This window comes from Sinorhizobium sp. BJ1, assembly GCF_002531555.1.
Taxonomy (GTDB): domain Bacteria; phylum Pseudomonadota; class Alphaproteobacteria; order Rhizobiales; family Rhizobiaceae; genus Sinorhizobium; species Sinorhizobium fredii_B.
This window is the reverse complement of the sequence record NZ_NWTH01000061.1, coordinates 1-16,745: the sequence shown is the minus strand read 5'-3', so window position 1 is coordinate 16,745 and position 16,745 is coordinate 1. Positions and strand designations below refer to the sequence as shown.

Below are 16,745 nucleotides of genomic sequence, written 5' to 3'. Positions count from 1 at the left end.
GGCAGCTTCCGCCGCCTGCGCAGGAATGCCTACAAGACCCGTGCCAACTCGGTGGAGCGGAGCGAAGGCGATCGATTTTTCCCGATTTCTCAGCCGCTTAGATCAAAAAAAAGATCACCCGCATTAAAAGCAAGTCTGTGTCGCGGAGCCGACAAACAAACAATTGTCGAAAGCGTCCGACGCGCAAAAGCCCGAAACATGCTGCCGATTTTGAAACCGCCGTGCCAAGGCGAATGGTCGTAGTCAAGCCGGCGCAATGGGTCACCATCAACTAAGGCGATGCGACCGCCGTAGTGTTGAAGTGGTGCTCGGCGAACCATGGCGCGCGTTGCGTGTGCAGTGAGTAAGCGTCAAATCATGCGCTCTATTTGTCGACAAGCAAAATCAAGTTATCTAACACCCCTGTGTGCCAACGCGCTCAGCTTCCTGCAAAGCGAGCCGGTTGTTTTGCTCATTGTTCTTAAAGGACGATATGTATGGAACTGCGTGTTGGACTGCTGGCTGTCTTGCTGGCGACGGTAAGCCGCGCCGCACTGGCGCAAGATGCGACGGCGCTGAAGCGTCTCGAGGTAAAGGCGGGCGCCTCGACTGCGACGATAGGCACAGAGGCCGGAAGACTATGCCGGGGGCAGGTGGCGCGCGGCGGTCGCGTGGGCCTGCTCGGCAACCGCGACTTCATGGACACGCCGTTCAACATCACCGGCTACACGGCAGAGATGAGCGGTGAACTGCTCAACGAGACCCTCTTCTTGGGCCTCGATGACGCCCGCGCCAAAATCGCCAGCTGGTTCGCCGACTACAATCCTGTTTCATAACGCCCATCTTTCTATGTTGTTGAAGGGAATAAGCTTTCCTGATTTGGAGGCGATCCTGTGGGGTGCCTCGGGTTCTGTCGGACGCGATCAGGATGTTACGTGCTTCTGGGGTCCCGAGTTTTGAACGGCTGAAGATCCATGGGCCATCGGGCAGCGGATGAGCGCCTTCAATCTCGCCGGCCTCGGCCGCCAGGCGCAACGTCTTTGGTGTGACCCCGAGCAACTTCGCCGCACCTCCCAGATTAAGCCAAGGCTCGACCCCGTCGATCTGGGGACGGAAGACTGGAATCTTGCGATATGATCTCAGCGCGGTGACCCGCTCCCGCGTCCAACGATTGCCATTGCCAGTCGTCAGCCCGTTGCGATTGAGGACACCGGCAATCACGTCGTCATTGGCGAGATGGTCAGCGACAATGTGCCGGCCAACCGCCCATCATGGAGCGCCGAAGCATGGCGACGCTCTGCTTGCCGGCCTTTTCCGTTGTAAGAGGTAACTGATGTAACCTTCATGTGCATCCGGGATCAGCGCCAGCCATTCATCACGCGTCTTGCGACGAATTCCAGACCGGCCATCGTATCGGGGCACGGAGCGACTCTTACCATAAGCATACGCGCCACCGTAGATCGGGTTCGCAATCATCCGGTGGATGGTTGCATAATTCGGCCTGCGCCAGATGACGTCGCCATTGGCGTACCTGACCGGCAGGTCCAGGCCCTGCTCAAGGAACCATAGCAGGGCCTGCCGTGCACTGCCGAGTTCGGCAACCTTGTTGAAGACGAGCACAATGGCCTCTTGGATGCGTCGGTCGGGATCCTTCTCGATCCTGTCACCGGCTTTCAAGAAGCCAATCGGGACAGTGACGACAAGTTCACCACGGCGGGCCTTCTCGTAGCGCGCGGAAAGGGAGCGCTGACGCAAGAGATCGAGCTCATAGTCGTTGAGGCTGCCCTTCAGGCCCAAAAGCAGGCGGTCATTACCCTGGCGCGGTGCATAAACCGCTTCCTGGTCGATCAGGACGGTATCGACGACGCGGCACATCTCGATGAGTTGCTGCCAATCTCGGCTGTTCCGGGCGAAGCGCGATACCTCGCGCGCGGCCACGGCGCCAACCTTGCCAAGGCAGACTTCCGCCACCATCCGGTCAAATCCAGCCCGGGCCACACCGCCGGCGGCTGAGCGACCAAGATCGTCATCCACCGTCTCAATGTGTGACCATCCAAGTGCTGCCAGTCGATCGCGCATGGCGTATTGAAGGGCGCTGCTTTCGCGATTGTGCAGGACCTGATGAGCCGAGGATTGTCGAACATACAGGATAGCCTTTCCAGATGGTGCGGCCCGATCTTCTCATGCATCATGACCGGCCTCCTTCTGCTGGGAGGCGCTTGCACCGTTTGCGTGGTCGACGAATAGCCACGATGAGCGCCGTCAGTGCCTGGCGTGTCTCTTCCGGCACTCCTGCCATTGCGGCGTCGCCGCTGTCTTCCCCCTGTGTGGGCCCGAGAACAGATCGAACTGATATGTCATGAACTGGCGTGGCATGGACATCTCCCCGACTCGCTTCGTGAGAGGCCCATCGCCGCGGATTGTGATGGGGCGCCAACCTCCTCCAGCAATCTTGCCAAAGCATGCAGGCCGGCGAGTTCGACATGCGGGACCGGCATGCTGCGCCAGCAGCCACTCACAGATCGGTCGAACATCCATGCTGGGACTTCAAGAAGCCGATCAGAAGAAGCGCCAGAAAGGCTGCAACGGAAAACAGCCTTTCCTTTTGCCAGCGCCTCATGGACGTGAACGAACCGCCCGAACCAAGGATGCCACGGATATAAAAGCTCGCGAACCTCTGTCCCCGTGGGTGTTGTGTCGCCGTGTTGTACAATATCGGGCGGCCTCACTCGGCGCTAAAATACCTGAGCTCGTGGCTTACCCACCTCACCGCAATGCATCATCGGCTGCGCAACCCTGACCAGCTCGCCACCGTCATGGTTGGACGGTTGGCCGGCGCGAATACCTGACCGGTGCGGGACCGGACCATGGCCACGTCGGGTTCTCGAAAGCTTGCCCGAGTAGGAGATCTGCTCAGGTGATCTTGGACGTGAGGCTGACGTGGACCAGCAAAATTTTGACCCATTTTCTGTAGCAGCTTGGTCGCAGGTGCAGCACGCAGTCTCGGAAGAGCCGCAGGCGGGCCGGGCCGGGCAAGAGAGCTTTGGACGGCACTTGGCCGAGGCAAGCCAGGCCGATCCCGCTCCCATCGCCAGTGGGGTCCCTGACCGCGACCATTATCCCCATCTGGCCGAGCGCACGTCCGGCGCGGGTGGATGTCAGGATGCCCGGGCCATGCTGCCCCGTCGCCCGAGTTGGGCGGAGTTCTCGAGGAGTTTCAGGGGGAGGATGATCAACACGCCCGGCGCCAGGAGTTCGCTTTTGATCCAGAGCTGTGTTCTCCAGCGAAGCTTCGGCGAGTGCTGGAGCATCTCGATGATCAAGTCGTCCTATCGCCAGTCGCCGTCCCGTCAACGGAGCTTCAGCGACTGGAAAAGGAATTTCAGGACGAGCTTCAGGGACAGCGGGGTGATCAATCTGGCCCCTCGCTATCCGTCGATCCAGAGGATTTTACTTACAACCTAGAGCAGTTCTCCCCAGGGGAGCTTCGGCTACTGCTGGATTATTCACCCGCGCAGACGGAAGTGGATCATCTAGCCCGCCAGTCACCACGTGAGGCGAGCGTCGACCTGCAAAATTTTGACCCATCCAATGCAACAGCGTGACCCCAGGTGCAACTCGCTGTGCTGCAAGAACATCAAGTGGATCGACGCGGGCAAGAGGCTTTTGAGCAGCGATTGCAGGAGGCGTGCGAGGCCGCTAACGCGATGCCTGACAGGCCCGGGTTTAGCCGCCTTCCCAATGCGCCTAGCGACGGCCAGCAGTCCCCGGACGAGACGATAGGTGCACTCGCCAGGAGCAATCTCTTGCCAAGCAAAGAGGTCCTCATCAACTATGAGCATGACACAGCTGAGTCGAGAACAGCGAAGAGGCCGAGGACTCTAAACAATCCGGAAAGGGTTGTAATTGAGGGGCAGCCGAGCGAGATTGCGAATTCAGGAGGGGATGGTGGTGCAATGCCGGCCGCCTCGGCGCTGCAGCCGGCTCAGTCAACGGGGAGTGTGATACGAGGGCAGTGGGACAGGCGGCTTCTGTATTCCGATGATGCTCCCGTCATCTTGAGCCTTGAGGAGGCCATCATCAAGGCGGGGATGACCGTCACCACGGCGAAGCAGCATGTATCCTCTCTTCTTAGCTATAGCCGTTGGCTGTTCGCAAAAAACAGGCCGAGCATTGTTGCTCGGCTGGACAGTAAGTCGTTGAGCGATGGCGGTGACATACATGAGTTCGCCGGAAACTCTATTAAGACGAAGAAACTCATTACAGCATTGAATCATCTCCGCACACTTCGGTCAACTGGCGTAGCTGTCGTACGCCCAGGGCGCACTGGCGCTAAGCTCAATCCTCTCCCCCCGAACGGGGCTCTCATCAATCCCGAAAGCATGGCACTGGTCGGACCGAGGCGCACGCGGCGCGCTGCGCACATCACGTCGAACGAAGCTAGGAGCCGGCTAGACTAGTGCCCGTCCATAAACGCCTGTTTTTCTAAGTTTGTTAGAGGTGTTTTGCCCGCTGCAGCGTATTTTTTCGGGACGCGTGGTGGCACAGGGCTTACAGGTTTTGGTCGAAGGGCGATTTGGCCGGTCGTGGGGTGTCGGCCGGCCGCACGTGGCGTGCTCCCTGAACGTGACGTCATGACCGGCGTCAGGTCGGCCTGAGGCGGGCGAAGAGAGCGAGATTGGAGGCGACCACCGAGGACCAGACGTAGTGTGGAAGTGGTCGAGCCCGCGCCAGGTGCAGCGGGCCAGGCCATAGGTCCGCTTCAGACGGATCCGGGGCTACCGCCCATCGGCAAGAAGAAGCGATATCCTGCATTGGATCTTACCGTCGTTCATGCGGTGGAGCCCAACCCTCCGGCCGGCCGCAAGCGCATCGAGTGGAAGCTGCTGACCGACCTTGAGGTGAATAGCTGCGAAGAGGCAGTCGAAAAAATCAGATGGTATGCAATGCGCTGGAAGATTGAGGGCTTTCAATAAGATCCTCAAGTCCGGTTGCCGGGCTGAAGACGCAAGACTACGAATGGCCGATCGACCTGGCAAACCTCGTCGCCGTGTTCTGCATCATGAGCTGGAGAGTGCTCTCGTTGACAATGCTAGCGCGCACCGCGCCCGAAACACCGCCAACTGCGGACTCACCGAACAGGAAATTGAAATCCTCGATCAAATGGTCTGCGATGCAGGCAACCGGCAGACGGCGCCGGGCTCGAGATCTTCTATCTCACCAAACTCGCTCGTTTAGGTGGTTACCTTGCAAGAACATCAGATCCGCCACCGGGAAATACGGTCGTTCTGCCCCATGGCGATTGAGACGGCAAGAGCCCGCGGGGCTGAGTTTCGTACGTTTTTTGGCTCAAACGAAGGTGAAGTCCCACGCGCTCAGGCTGAGGGCGACAAGATCGGCCACACTATGCACGTTGGCGAGGTGTGCGAACTCATCCGCGTGGTTCTCGGAGGTGACATGGGCCAGAACTGCGCTTTTGGTCAGGTCGTCGTGGTAGACAATGATGTCTCCGGCGGTCTCGCCGGCAATCGCATTCGCAGCGCCGTCGCTAGAGTAGAAACTCTTGTCGGTGACTACCATGACGTGCTCGCCGTTCACATCCGAGCCGCGCCGCTGTGGAAGGCGTCCACGGGATGGCTAGAATGCGAACTGGCGACGAAGTTCGCGCCGGTACCGTCGCTGTAATAGCCCACCGCATCGAACGCGAAAGTATCGTGGGTCGGGTCGAAATCCAAGATATTCGTGTAGCCCGGGGCCGGCCAGCTCGTTGGGTCGATCCCGGGAACCGGGCTGTGGGATTGGAACACAAAGGTGTCTTGGCCGTCGCCGCCGGTCAGATGATCCCTCCCGTCACTGGCCAAGAGGACATCGTGCCGGGACCGCCGTAGAGCTTGTCGTTGTCCTGACCGGCCACGCGCGGTCTTGGGGCTATTGTCGCCGTAAAGGTAGTCGTCTTCGCCGAAGACATGGCCATTGCCTTCGCCCGCCGAGCTGGAGTCGTTCCCGAAAGCACCGCCGATCCAGTCATTGCCGGTGGGCTCAATGAGCACGTCGTCACCATTGCTCCCGACGAGGCTGTTGTCACGTGGACCACCATGGATTAGCATTGCCGGTACTCCTAATGATTTAACGCATCAACACCATCTCGTTTACCCCTCATCGGACCATGGGAGTAATCGATTGATTTGATAGGCCCTATGCACATTTCGGATGCATCCGGCCGCTTCACTCGACAGCTTGGAATTTATGGACCGACGCGGCGCCGAGACGGGATCATGCATGCGACCAACGGCGGAACGCGATAAATGCGAGGGCGAGCCAGATGCTGCTCCCCCGCCTGGAACGGCTCGCGTGGCGTGGACATCGCCACGACTCACCGTCGCTAAATGACGCGCAAATCACGGCTGCGGGGCCGTGGAAACCGCCACATTTGGAAAAAAGCGCGCTCGGTGAGCGATGCTCCTTCAACCCTGCCGGAAATCACAGGGCGATGTCCCGATCATGGATAGTTTCAGGCCGACGTACACGCGCAATGATCGCTGGACCGCTGCGCCGCCTCAGTCGGCGATGGCGACCGCCTGCCGTGGACTATGCGCACCGCTCCCATGATGAGACCTGTGCGCGGGTGTCTGGACTGGCGTGTTGATCTGTGATTCTCTGAATCAGTACAATAGATTGAGGGATGCGATGTCACGTCGGCGCATTGGTCAGGAGAAGTTGGGTTTTACCATTGAGTCGCGGCCAGGCGACCTCGTCATCCTTGCCAATCTCGCCGTCCACAAAGATCGCACGAGCCGCGCAATGCCTCCGAGACCGGGCGTCTGGTTCCTGTTTCTGCCGCGCTACAGTCCGGATCCCAACCCCATCGAGATGGCCTTCGCCAAACTCAAGGCACACCTGCGCGCCGCCGCAGCGAGAATCTTCGACGCACTCTGGAAGGCAATCGGCAATATCTGTGATCTCTTCAGCAGAACGAATGCTGGAACTACCTAAAGGAAGCCGGATATGCGTCCGATTAAAGTCCGATGCTCTAAAGGAAAATGCCTGAGGCAGGCGCTGACAGCAAACAGCGGCGGCCTCAAGGAGACCCTCCAGACCCCTGGGAATTCCCCGCAAGATAATCCACGAAATTCTCCAGCGCCACGGCATCAACCTTGCGGGCCATGTAGGCAAGAGCATCGCGGAAAAATGGGGTGACGGTTCTGCGGTCCGGGTTTTTTAGAGCGACCATGCTGCACGCCGATTACCCTCATGCAGCCGGCCGGTATAGAAAGAGAATACGAGGATGGGCACACGTTCACCGGCCGTTGGCTTGCTCGGGGCCGGATGATACTGGGATCGTCATCTTCGGCGTCACGACTTTTTGCACGGACAGGGCGGACCACACATTGGTCTTTCAAAGCAGCGTTATCGAGCATGGGTCCGAGTTTCGGAGGAGTAATGCGACGAAACGTGCTACCAAAGGTGATCTGAGCAGCGGGTACGGTCGATGGGGGCGAGCTCTTGCTCGACATACAGCCCTCCGACCCTGTCAGTCACAAGCAGTACATCCATAAACTCAATGAGCAGAATTTAAAAAATCGATTTTTTGAGAGTGTGAATTGCCCATACTTAAGAACGATCGGCCCTGACATGCCGATCCTGCGACGAACTGGCGCCCGCCCCACTGGCAATCACTTGCCACCATTTTTGCTGCAGGACGAAGGCCGCCCCACAAAGCAAGTGGCGGCTAAGGGGTAAATACAAGGAGAAAAGACGGGATGCTGGACATTGGCGGTAATGGAAGAGTGAAATTTGCGACCGCGTTTATGGCAATGTCCTTGCTGCTGGTGCCGACCGCAGCGGCTCAAGAGCAGCCGGTCTGGCACTATGGACTGTCGCTCGTCGACGATCTCAAGTACCCGCCGGACTTCGCCCACTTCGACTATGTGAATCCCGAGGCACCGAAAGGCGGAGACCTCAGGCTTTCCCAGACGGGCACCTTCGACACGTTCAACCCTCTGCTGGAGAAGGGCGAAACGGCCGCCGGCCTGGCGCTCGTCTTCGACACGCTCATGAAACCGTCAGAGGACGAGATTTCGACGGCCTACGGGCTTCTGGCCGAAGGCGTTTCCTTCCCGGACGACCTCTCCTCGGCCACGTTCCGGCTGAGGCAGGAAGCGAAATGGGCCGACGGCAAGCCGGTGACGCCGGAAGACGTCGTCTTCAGCTTCGATAAGGCGAAGGAACTGAACCCGCTCTATCAGAGCGACTATCGGCATGTCGTGAAGGCGGAGAAGACAGGGGACCGGGACGTCACGTTCCACTTCGACGAGAAGGGCAACCACGAACTCCCGTATATTCTCGGGCAGATCCTGATTGTGCCGAAGCACTGGTGGGAAGGCACCGGACCGGACGGCAAGCCGCGCGACATTTCGCGAACGACGCTTGAACCGGTCATGGGGTCAGGCCCTTACCGCATTGCTTCGTTCTCCCCCGGCGGAACCATCCGTTATGAGCGCCGGCCCGATTACTGGGGCGCCGCGCTCAACGTCAATGTCGGGCAGAACAATTTCGGTTCGATCACCTATTCCTTTTTTGGCGATTGTGACGTCGAGTTCGACGCCTTCCGTTCCGGCGATATCGACTTTTGGCTCGAAGACCAGGGCATGCGCTGGGCGATCGGATACGATTTTCCGGCAGCGATGGGCGGCCACGTGAAGCGGGAGGAGGTGCCGAACCCCTTCCGGGCGATGGGGATCATGCAGGCCTTGGTTCCGAACATGCGCCGCAAACCTTTTGACGACGAGAGAGTGCGCAAGGCCCTGAACTATGCCTTCGATTTCCAGGCCGTCGAGTTCGAGCAGGCGAAGAGCTCCGCCATCTCCACTCATTATCAGCGGATCAATAGCTTCTTCTTCGGTACGAACCTAGCTTCCTCCGGACTGCCGGAAGGCAAGGAATTGGAGATCCTGAACGAGGTCAAGGATCTCGTGCCGCCGGAAGTATTCACCACCCCTTTCAGGAACCCTATCAGTACGACCTCCCAAGAGGCGCACGAAAACCTGCGGCAGGCGACGGCGCTACTGAAGCAGGCTGGGTTCGAGCTTAAAGGTAACCGGATGATCGATACGACAACCGGCACGCCATTCACCTTCGAGATCATGTTGAACAATCGCGCTGAGAAGACCGTGGTACTGCCCTATGTCCGAAACCTGCAAAGTATTGGCATCGAGGCGCGCGTAACCATCGTAGATCCGTTGCAATACACCAAACGCAACAACGCCTTCGACTACGACATGACCTGGGAAGTCTGGGGCCAGACCTTGACCCCTGGAAACGAGCAGGCGGATTACTGGGGCTCGGCAGCCGCCACGCGCGAGGGCTCGCGGAATTATGCCGGCATCGCCGACCGGGGTGTCGACGCCTTGATTCAGCGCGTGATCTTCGCGAAGGATCGCGAAACACTGGTTGCCGCCACCAAGGCGCTCGACCGCGTGCTGCTCGCCCACAATTACGTCATTCCGCTCTTTTACAAGCTGATCGCCCAGATCGCCTATTGGGACAAGCTGGCCCGGCCGCAAGAGCTTCCAAAATACGGGCTCGGCTTTCCCGACGTGTGGTGGTCGAAGAGCGCTGCCAGTCATTGGTGCCCCAGAGTTCGGTGTACGTGCACTTGTGGGAGCTCTGGCTAAGCCGGGTGCCTTCAGTTTACGCCCGACCGTCGTCTCAATCCGGAATGCGGAACTTGTGGAATATAAATCGCACCGATCTGACTGGCATCCTCCGTATGCGCCCTCGAAATCATCACGGAAGAGAACCGCCCGATCTTCCAAACATCCTGTTTGAAGCACCGATTCAGATTCATGCCATCCCATGAGGGAAACGGCGCTCTTTGGTGTGGGCTATCCCATTCGACAATGTCCGATCTCCGACAGGGCGGGACAAATGTCATATCAATTTTGAGGTTCGGTGTTGTTTCAGAACCGTTTTTCCCATTGGTACGTTTTGTGCTTGACCGATTTCAAACGCGTTTTCGAACCAGGAGAAACTATCCATGACAGCCCTCAACGAAAGAACAGTGTCGTGAAGCTCGCTCTTTCCCATGTTTCTGAACCGACCGATGGCCTGCGCGTATCAAGCGGACGGCTGCGCATGCACCATCTTGGATTAGAGATCGAGCCGCGCGAGGGCGATACTGTTATTGAGAAGGGTTCAAGATATTAGTCGACTCGGGCCATGTGGTCAGGTTGGCCCTAGACTTCCCCCCGGGGGCTGGATTCACCCGGTTTGTCTTCGACATTTCCAACGCGCAGGAGAGATTTGCCCGCGGCAACCATTTGGTTGGTCGCCACGTCGCCACGCACAGGAGAACTGTAGTGCTGGGTCATGGAGAGGCGATCAAGAAGCACTTCTTCAATGCCGCAGTCGCCATTTATGAGTCTTTCGTCGTTTCGGTAGCTGGAGAATTATTTTGAGGCCTATCTATCTCGACAACAACGCATCGACACGCGTCGATGCCGAAGTTCTCGAGGCGATGTTGCCATTCTTCACAGATGAGTTTGGCAATGCTTCCTCGATGCATAACGCTGGTGCTACTGCCGGGGCAGCGATTAACGCGGCGCGCAGGCAGTTGCAAGCGCTGGTCGGTGCAGAGTTCGATCCAGAGATCACTTTTACTTCGGGCGGGACCGAAAGCAACAATGCGGCGATCCTTTCGGGGCTTGAGGCTATGCCTGAGCGCACTGAGATCGTAACTTCGGCGGTCGAACATCCGGCGGTGCTGACGCTCTGCGCTCATCTAGAGAAGACACGCGGTGCCAAGGTGCACAGGATCCCGGTGGATCACCAGGGTCGACTTGATCTTGAGGCTTATCACGACGCCCTTACCCACCGTGTAGCAATCGTTTCGATCATGTGGGCGAACAACGAGACGGGGACGATCTTTCCTGTAGTCAAGCTTGCTGAGATGGCAAAAAAAGTCGGCGCTATTTTCCACACCGATGCAGTGCAAGCAGTCGGCAAGCTCCCGATTGAATTGAAATCAACCGCAATCGACATGTTGTCGCTTTCCGCGCACAAGTTCCATGGCCCGAAGGGCGTCGGGGCACTCTACATAAAGCGGGGGGTACCCTTTCACGCCCTCATCAAGGGAGGGCACCAGGAGCGCGACCGGCGCGCGGGCACGGAGAACACGCCAGGAATAGTAGGCTTGGGCAAGGCGGCGGAACTCGCGTTGGAGTGCATGGACAAGGAAAATGCGATAATAAGATCACTCCGCGATCGATTGGAGAAAGGACTTCTCGAGCGCGTCCCCAAGGTCTTCGTCATGGGCGATCCGGTGACGCGGTTGCCCAACACAACAAGCATCGCCTTTGAACGCGTCGACGGAGACGCCATGCAGTTTCTGCTCAATCGCCAAGGCATCGCCTGCTCATCTGGCTCCGCCTGTACCTCACATTCTTTATCGACGAGCCATGTTTTAAAAGCCATGGGCACTCCCCACATCCAGGCGATCGGCGCAGTTCGCTTCTCCTTGTCAGGCTATAACTGTGAAGAGGAAATAGATCGGGTGCTGCAGGTGATACCCACAATCGTGAAAACGCTGCGTGACTCTTGTCCAGTATTTATCGGGTAGCCGCCATGCCCGGCACATATATCCTCAGCTCTTTGCAACGTCCGAATACCGTTCACTGCTGGCATCTCGATCACAGCTCTTCGCAGAGTCATCATAGTCTGATTGGCCGCGATCATGTGTTGGAACGAAAGCAGCTACTCCGCGATCAGTAGGAGAAATGCAATGTCTTGTGATGATGCAACCTTTGCCGCTCATGGCACTGACATTCTCGCTCGGCTAAAGGATTTGTCGGCTGCCGAGGAATTCTTCGAGGTCCTCGGCGTCACCTATGACCCGAAGGTGCTAAATACCTCACGGCTCCACATAATGAAGCGCATGGGTCAGTATCTGGCCTCGGAGGACTTTTCCGATCGCCGTACCGGAAACACCGCCACCCTTGCGCGCGCCGCGCTTGAGCGCGCTTATGGGGACTTTGCAACTTCGTCGCCGCTTAAACATCGTGTCTTCAAGGTGCTTGAGGACCGCGACCCGGCGAAGGCTGCTGCGCCAGTCCAAATATTCGTACCATTGGACGAAATCTTGCAGCCACCCAAAAATCAGTGACTGCGGCACGGCTGCGGCATAGCGATCTCCTCAACCCGACAAAGTGGTTGGGGCTCCGGAACGCGCTGGAATAAAATAGCTAGCAGGTTGTTATTAAACCCCATGTGGTTGGCACGTTGGTGCATGGAAGCGTCGAAAGACCAGCCCTATATTTTGCGATTGAAAGCCTAGAGAGACCATGATGGACATCATAGTCGCTACCAAGCAGGTACCGGAGTCGGCGCGGATATGTGATCCCAAGGGAATGCGTCTTGCCGATGGTGCCGCGCCGATTCCCTCGGCCTGCACGGCGCAAACCCGTGGTCAGGGCTTGCCGCTCGATCAAATTCCGGGCGAAGTTGCCTCCTACGGTTGACAAGTGCACTGAATGCAAGGTTTTTTTGAGATGCAGCAGTGCGCCTCTGTATGTCCGATTCCGAAGACCTGCGTCCCAGCCTGACCTCCGTTAAAGCGGTCATGGTCTCAACGCGAGAGGCTTTGAATTTCCCACTGGTAAGCCCGGACGATGAAGGGGAACGGTGATGGGTCTAAAAAAGGCGGTTTAAACCGGGTAAGCGGTGCCGTGCCACGCGACATGTAAAGAATGGACGGTATCCTACTTCCGCAAAGCAACAGGCCGGCGTAGGTTTCGTGAGCGACGTGGAGACTTGTCCGGCATTAGACAACAGCAAAGACCACCAAAAGCGGCTACCCGGTTGAAGTGGGTGCAATTTCGGATAATTGCAGCCGGTCGTCGGCCCTCCTGCGTCCATGAGGAGACATCGCGGTTTGAGCCGGCTTCGCTCTTGAGCAGTTTGAAATGTCTACAACACCGTTGCGGGGGCGTGTCAAAACGGGGAATCGCTTTTTGCTGCCATTCTCCCAATGTGCTAAGCTGCAGTACCGCGGGAGCCGCTCGGCCTTCGTGGAACTTCCGAAAAAATCTTCTCGCCGATACCCGTCAATCGAACAGGATCATGGTCCTTGAACTTAACGACCAGCTCCAGCTCTCCGCCAAGAGCCTCCACGTAGTCCCGGAGCGTTGAAAGAAGAAAATCAGAGCGCTTTTCAATCTGTGCGACCGAAACCTGCTTTTTGCCCATCTTCCTTCCGACATGCTCCTGCGTCAGGTCGAGCGCTTTCCGCAGCTTTTGAAGCGTGTCATATTCCTCGAGCAATTCCTTAGCCCTTAGGTCGGACGCCTCGATCATCTCGGGAGTCATCGTTTCGGCAAAAATGTCTTCTGCTGATTTAGCCATCACTTTTTCTCCTTCTTCTCCAACTCTCTGCCAAATGTGCCTTGTAACGCTTATCGGCAGTGTTGATCAGTTTTTTATAAAACTTCTTTTCATTCTTCCCCGACTTGTCTCCGGCGACAAGGATGACGGCTTTCCTCTCCGGATCGAGTGCAATGGCGGCTCTCCAAACTCCATCAGCCGCATCAAACCGAAGCTCCTTCATGTTTGCGTACATTAAGGGTATCAGCCCGTGGTCGCCGATACTTGCAATGGCGCGGGCGAGTGGCACGGGGAACCTTCAGCCGCCCGTCCAAGCCGACGACCACCCGAACCATTCACTATCGCGCTTCAACTTGCCGATCACCGTGGAGAGAAGAAGCTCAATCCGCGACCAATCGAGCACTTGTAGGCCAAGCTGGTACCTTTTCGCTCATAGCTAGGCACATTGAATACGGCCATGGTGAATTCGGCGCCACCGTCCGGCCGGATCCGGTAACGAAGAAATTGGAGAATCGGCTTACCGTCACGATCAATGGTAAAATGCTGATCTGCAAACGCGAGGGTGCCGTCGGATGTGATTCTATAACCATCTATGCTAATGCCTCCACGCGTCTTCGTCGGCGGTGTATCGCCGGTCGCCGGAGTGCACAAACCTAAGTCGACCCTCACATTCACCGGATTGCCAGTAGTCAGCGCGAGTTCAACCTCGTGAAAGCTCGCCAGCACATGACTATCGCCGTCAGCATTGGCAGCTGTAGCAAACAGTATCCCGAATAAGGTTGCAACGATATGCTTCATAGGTGTTTCTCCTTAGAGCGACTATACGGTGACACGGCCCCTCCTCGCGAACCGGGGCTCAGCGGTTTCAAACAGGAGGCGGGTGCCACGGGAAGGATTCATTGACAGAGTGCGGCTTCGGATCAGCGCAGTTTGCCGAGGGCCTGTACCACTTGATGCGGCAGCCGTGTGAGGAGCAGGCTCCGCGTCTACTGCTATCCATGACCCAATTGAATTTAACCCGACACTCATGCTTTTCTAATGGGAAATCTCAGGAGATATGTAAAATCGCTTATTTGGATGGGGGCCATCGAGGATATGGAAGAGTGGTCGCACGCTGGTGCAGCCTATCGGCACAGTCGGCTGCGGGGTGCGGGAGGGAAAGACGATGAGCAGTTGCCGGCCGGCGACCGGTGGACGACGGGGAGATCGATCCGCCACTAACAAACAACAAGTGCGTTCGTGGCGCATCCAGGCAAGGTAGCGGTGGAGTTGCGCCTGGTACGACAATTATGGCAGTGGGCTCACGCCACGAGCCAAGTAACTTCAGCCAGCGTCGCCCGATGTCGACGACCCGACGTGCAGCCGTAGCCGCACCGCGAGGCTTCTGGCTAGGCTGAAGGGGATAGGTCAGCAAGACAGTCTGGCCGCAGCGTAACCTTAGTAGCCGACTGCTTGAAGGACGCCCGCTTGTCTGCCTGAGGTGATGATGGACGGGCACCAAGTTGTAGACTCCATTCAATAGCTGACGGCTGCCGCACACTATTGCATGTTTCCTTAAACCGTAGCCGGTTTAAGGACAAAAACATGCAGCCACTCAAAGGGCTATAGCGTCCTTTGCGCGTCTGATGAGACGCGCGGCGCTGTAGCAGCGAAGACGTCGCTTTTACACACGCCTGACGTCGTCAGGCACCATGGCACTCAGCCAACTCGATCCATCAATGCGCTGGTGGCAAAGGCGCGGCCGTTGCAGGGCGACGCGCTGTTGATTGAGGATCAGTATGGGCGCGATTGACAGCGGCGCAGGAGACTTCCCGCTCGATCAGATTCCGAGCGAAGTTGCCTACTACGGTAGCAAGCAGCCATGCCTATCGGCAGGTGGTCACACGGGCTTCAGGTCACGCCGAAGCTTGCCGCCGCTCCCAGTCCCTACACCGGGCATATTCGCCGTTACGGAAAATCTGAACTCGACATGGACGACCAGCCAGCGCGCTCGTCCCAAACGATTGCCGTTCGAATTGCCCGGGTGAATATTGCCGAAATGAGCGATATCCATACCTGCCAGGCCTTGCTAGCCATGATGGTCATGAGAGTGTTTGATACCGCTACACTTGCATTAATTCGGTCGCGGGCGTAACCGCAATTGTTCGAGCAACAACGTTAATTGCTCCTCGAGTTCTCGAAGAGAACGTTCCGTTGCTATAAAATGAACCTCGGCGCCCGCTACGGTTGAAATCGATAACATTCCCGAATTGGAGCCATCGGCGGCCAGACCAGCTCTGACGCTGAAGCCGGCTGCAGCAAAGGGCTTGAACTTCCTTTCCTCCATCCCCGTTCTCGTAGCGATTTGATGTTGGAGCTGGCCGCATGCGGCCATGAACGAGGTAGCTATTCTGCTGCCAATTTCTGGACCGAATGCCACTGTGGTTGTTTCGCCTTTATCAGCAACCAAACTGACAAACGCTAGTTGATCATCCGCGGTCGTCCCTATTCCGTTGACGTCTGTGATCAATATTGCGTCGATTTCGGCCATATTACCTCTTCCTAGTAACCCGGTTATATTCTCCGTGTGGCGGCTACTATGCCAACGGATACGAATGGTGCAGATATATTAAATAACACCTTCGCAGAAGGTACTGCATACGCTCCTTGACTAGCCTTACGCCACGAATAAGCGGCTATGGAAACTTGGCAGCGCCTCGATAAGGAGGCAACACCAACCTACTGAAGCAAGACATATGATCATTCTCAAGACCAACAAAAATGCCTTCTGGCAGAATGTACTTGCCATGACCAGCTTTTTGGTGTCTTAGGCAAAATGGAGGTGCGCCCGATACGACAGAAAAACGTCGCGTTTACATACGCCTGGCTTCGTCAGGCACCATGGCAGTTAGCCAACGCGATCCAACAATTCCGTTTGAATGGTCATTGCTGTGTACAGCGAAGCATCCAAAGGCAAATCTCCAAAAGCGACCTGACAAAGGAGATAGTTGGCACCCGCCTCTTCCAGCTGATCAAGCAGAGCCCGTCGCACAACAGGCGCCGTTCCTATCACGCACAATTCACTTCCGATTGCTGCATCGAAGGTCAGGGGCAGATTTGGTGGAACTGGAATCGCATGGAGGTCGTACAGGAATTTGAAACTTTTAAGCCATCGTTCGAATGCAGGAGCCGCAAGCGCATAGGCATGGTCTGCAGACTGCCCGACCACAACCATCCGAAGCAATCCGAGAAAGGACGCTTGCTTGTTCGTGTCAGAGTTGTGTCCTTCCTCGGAGCGGAAGGCGTCAGTAACCTTGCGAACGAAGGAGGCCGGACCTACAGACGCGACATTCGCGTCGTTTGCAGCGGCCCAGCGTGCAGACTCCGGTCGGTTGGTGGCGATCCAAGTC

General features: G+C 57.2%; 15 protein-coding genes and 3 pseudogenes. 10 read left to right on the top strand and 8 right to left on the bottom strand.

Going from position 1 to position 16,745, the window contains the following annotated elements:
• From CO676_RS35855 to CO676_RS36595, 3 genes and pseudogenes are all read left to right on the top strand, one after another.
• On the top strand, nucleotides 1-243 hold a 243-nt coding region (locus tag CO676_RS35855; RefSeq protein ID WP_210202664.1), incomplete at its 5' end, for a hypothetical protein.
• A gap of 233 nt (nucleotides 244-476) precedes the next feature.
• Nucleotides 477-716: pseudogene (locus tag CO676_RS32905) on the top strand (TonB-dependent siderophore receptor); the annotation flags it as partial.
• A pseudogene (locus CO676_RS36595) lies at nucleotides 717-803 on the top strand (integrase core domain-containing protein); the annotation flags it as partial.
• Between the two features lie 445 nt (nucleotides 804-1,248).
• Here CO676_RS36595 and CO676_RS36590 read toward each other — a convergent pair.
• Nucleotides 1,249-2,094: a recombinase family protein gene (locus CO676_RS36590; protein WP_245424613.1), complete on the bottom strand. Its 846-nt coding sequence runs from the start codon at nucleotides 2,092-2,094 to the stop codon at nucleotides 1,249-1,251.
• A gap of 2,594 nt (nucleotides 2,095-4,688) precedes the next feature.
• On the opposite strand from CO676_RS36590, the gene CO676_RS35575 reads away from it, so the two are divergent.
• On the top strand, nucleotides 4,689-4,955 hold the full coding sequence (locus CO676_RS35575; RefSeq protein ID WP_179875741.1) for a hypothetical protein: 267 nt from the start codon (nucleotides 4,689-4,691) through the stop codon (nucleotides 4,953-4,955).
• A gap of 373 nt (nucleotides 4,956-5,328) precedes the next feature.
• Here the strand turns inward: CO676_RS35575 and CO676_RS36585 are convergent, their stop codons facing one another.
• Both CO676_RS36585 and CO676_RS32870 read right to left on the bottom strand, forming a co-directional pair.
• Nucleotides 5,329-5,559 carry a hypothetical protein gene (locus CO676_RS36585; protein ID WP_245424611.1) on the bottom strand — a complete coding sequence of 77 codons (231 nt, stop codon included), beginning with the start codon at nucleotides 5,557-5,559 and terminating at the stop codon, nucleotides 5,329-5,331.
• Nucleotides 5,560-5,573: 14 nt separating this feature from the next.
• The gene (locus CO676_RS32870) at nucleotides 5,574-6,086 is read right to left on the bottom strand and encodes a hypothetical protein (protein WP_245424610.1); all 513 of its coding nucleotides are present in this window, start codon (nucleotides 6,084-6,086) and stop codon (nucleotides 5,574-5,576) included.
• Between the two features lie 610 nt (nucleotides 6,087-6,696).
• Between CO676_RS32870 and CO676_RS32865 the strand changes: the two genes are divergently transcribed.
• The 5 genes from CO676_RS32865 (at nucleotide 6,697) to CO676_RS35570 (ending at nucleotide 12,494) form a co-directional block, all read left to right on the top strand.
• Complete coding sequence (locus tag CO676_RS32865) at nucleotides 6,697-6,972, top strand: transposase (protein ID WP_245424608.1); 276 nt, start codon at nucleotides 6,697-6,699, stop codon at nucleotides 6,970-6,972.
• A 767-nt stretch (nucleotides 6,973-7,739) separates the two neighbouring features.
• Nucleotides 7,740-9,653, top strand: coding sequence for an extracellular solute-binding protein (locus CO676_RS32860; RefSeq protein WP_097524149.1), 1,914 nt, complete (start codon nucleotides 7,740-7,742; stop codon nucleotides 9,651-9,653).
• Nucleotides 9,654-10,432: 779 nt separating this feature from the next.
• Nucleotides 10,433-11,596: a cysteine desulfurase NifS gene (nifS, locus tag CO676_RS32850; protein WP_097524147.1), complete on the top strand. Its 1,164-nt coding sequence runs from the start codon at nucleotides 10,433-10,435 to the stop codon at nucleotides 11,594-11,596.
• 162 nt (nucleotides 11,597-11,758) lie between these two features.
• Entirely contained in the window at nucleotides 11,759-12,139 is a 381-nt protein-coding gene (gene nifW / locus CO676_RS32845) for a nitrogenase stabilizing/protective protein NifW (RefSeq protein ID WP_179875743.1), read from the top strand.
• Nucleotides 12,140-12,320: 181 nt separating this feature from the next.
• The gene (locus CO676_RS35570; protein ID WP_179875742.1) at nucleotides 12,321-12,494 is read left to right on the top strand and encodes a hypothetical protein; all 174 of its coding nucleotides are present in this window, start codon (nucleotides 12,321-12,323) and stop codon (nucleotides 12,492-12,494) included.
• A 514-nt stretch (nucleotides 12,495-13,008) separates the two neighbouring features.
• Here the strand turns inward: CO676_RS35570 and CO676_RS32840 are convergent.
• The 3 genes from CO676_RS32840 to CO676_RS32830 all read right to left on the bottom strand — a co-directional run bounded on the left by CO676_RS32840 (nucleotide 13,009) and on the right by CO676_RS32830 (nucleotide 14,154).
• Nucleotides 13,009-13,377, bottom strand: coding sequence for an XRE family transcriptional regulator (locus CO676_RS32840; protein WP_097524146.1), 369 nt, complete (start codon nucleotides 13,375-13,377; stop codon nucleotides 13,009-13,011).
• Entirely contained in the window at nucleotides 13,370-13,645 is a 276-nt protein-coding gene (locus CO676_RS32835) for a type II toxin-antitoxin system RelE/ParE family toxin (RefSeq protein ID WP_348628089.1), read from the bottom strand. Before CO676_RS32835 ends, CO676_RS32840 begins: the two co-directional genes overlap by 8 nt.
• 71 nt (nucleotides 13,646-13,716) lie before the next feature.
• On the bottom strand, nucleotides 13,717-14,154 hold the full coding sequence (locus tag CO676_RS32830) for a VirK family protein (RefSeq protein WP_097524145.1): 438 nt from the start codon (nucleotides 14,152-14,154) through the stop codon (nucleotides 13,717-13,719).
• 1,063 nt (nucleotides 14,155-15,217) lie between these two features.
• On the opposite strand from CO676_RS32830, the gene CO676_RS34955 reads away from it, so the two are divergent.
• Complete coding sequence (locus CO676_RS34955; protein ID WP_144340240.1) at nucleotides 15,218-15,490, top strand: hypothetical protein; 273 nt, start codon at nucleotides 15,218-15,220, stop codon at nucleotides 15,488-15,490.
• On the opposite strand, the gene CO676_RS32825 is transcribed toward CO676_RS34955, so the two are convergent.
• Both CO676_RS32825 and CO676_RS32820 read right to left on the bottom strand, forming a co-directional pair.
• Nucleotides 15,470-15,886 carry a hypothetical protein gene (locus tag CO676_RS32825; protein ID WP_225110945.1) on the bottom strand — a complete coding sequence of 139 codons (417 nt, stop codon included), beginning with the start codon at nucleotides 15,884-15,886 and terminating at the stop codon, nucleotides 15,470-15,472. The genes CO676_RS34955 and CO676_RS32825 overlap by 21 nt on opposite strands.
• A gap of 357 nt (nucleotides 15,887-16,243) precedes the next feature.
• Nucleotides 16,244-16,745: pseudogene (locus CO676_RS32820) on the bottom strand (LLM class flavin-dependent oxidoreductase); the annotation flags it as partial.

Bases quoted from the DNA above. Each gene is read 5' to 3' on its own strand.
- CO676_RS32825 (WP_225110945.1), bottom strand. From the start codon at position 15,886: ATGGCCGAAATCGACGCAATATTGATCACAGACGTCAACGGAATAGGG.
- CO676_RS32860 (WP_097524149.1), top strand. From the start codon at position 7,740: ATGCTGGACATTGGCGGTAATGGAAGAGTGAAATTTGCGACCGCGTTT.
- CO676_RS36585 (WP_245424611.1), bottom strand. From the start codon at position 5,559: ATGGTAGTCACCGACAAGAGTTTCTACTCTAGCGACGGCGCTGCGAAT.
- CO676_RS32870 (WP_245424610.1), bottom strand. From the start codon at position 6,086: ATGCTAATCCATGGTGGTCCACGTGACAACAGCCTCGTCGGGAGCAAT.
- nifW (WP_179875743.1), top strand. From the start codon at position 11,759: ATGTCTTGTGATGATGCAACCTTTGCCGCTCATGGCACTGACATTCTC.
- CO676_RS32840 (WP_097524146.1), bottom strand. From the start codon at position 13,377: ATGGCTAAATCAGCAGAAGACATTTTTGCCGAAACGATGACTCCCGAG.
- CO676_RS32830 (WP_097524145.1), bottom strand. From the start codon at position 14,154: ATGAAGCATATCGTTGCAACCTTATTCGGGATACTGTTTGCTACAGCT.
- CO676_RS34955 (WP_144340240.1), top strand. From the start codon at position 15,218: ATGCCTATCGGCAGGTGGTCACACGGGCTTCAGGTCACGCCGAAGCTT.
- CO676_RS35570 (WP_179875742.1), top strand. From the start codon at position 12,321: ATGGACATCATAGTCGCTACCAAGCAGGTACCGGAGTCGGCGCGGATA.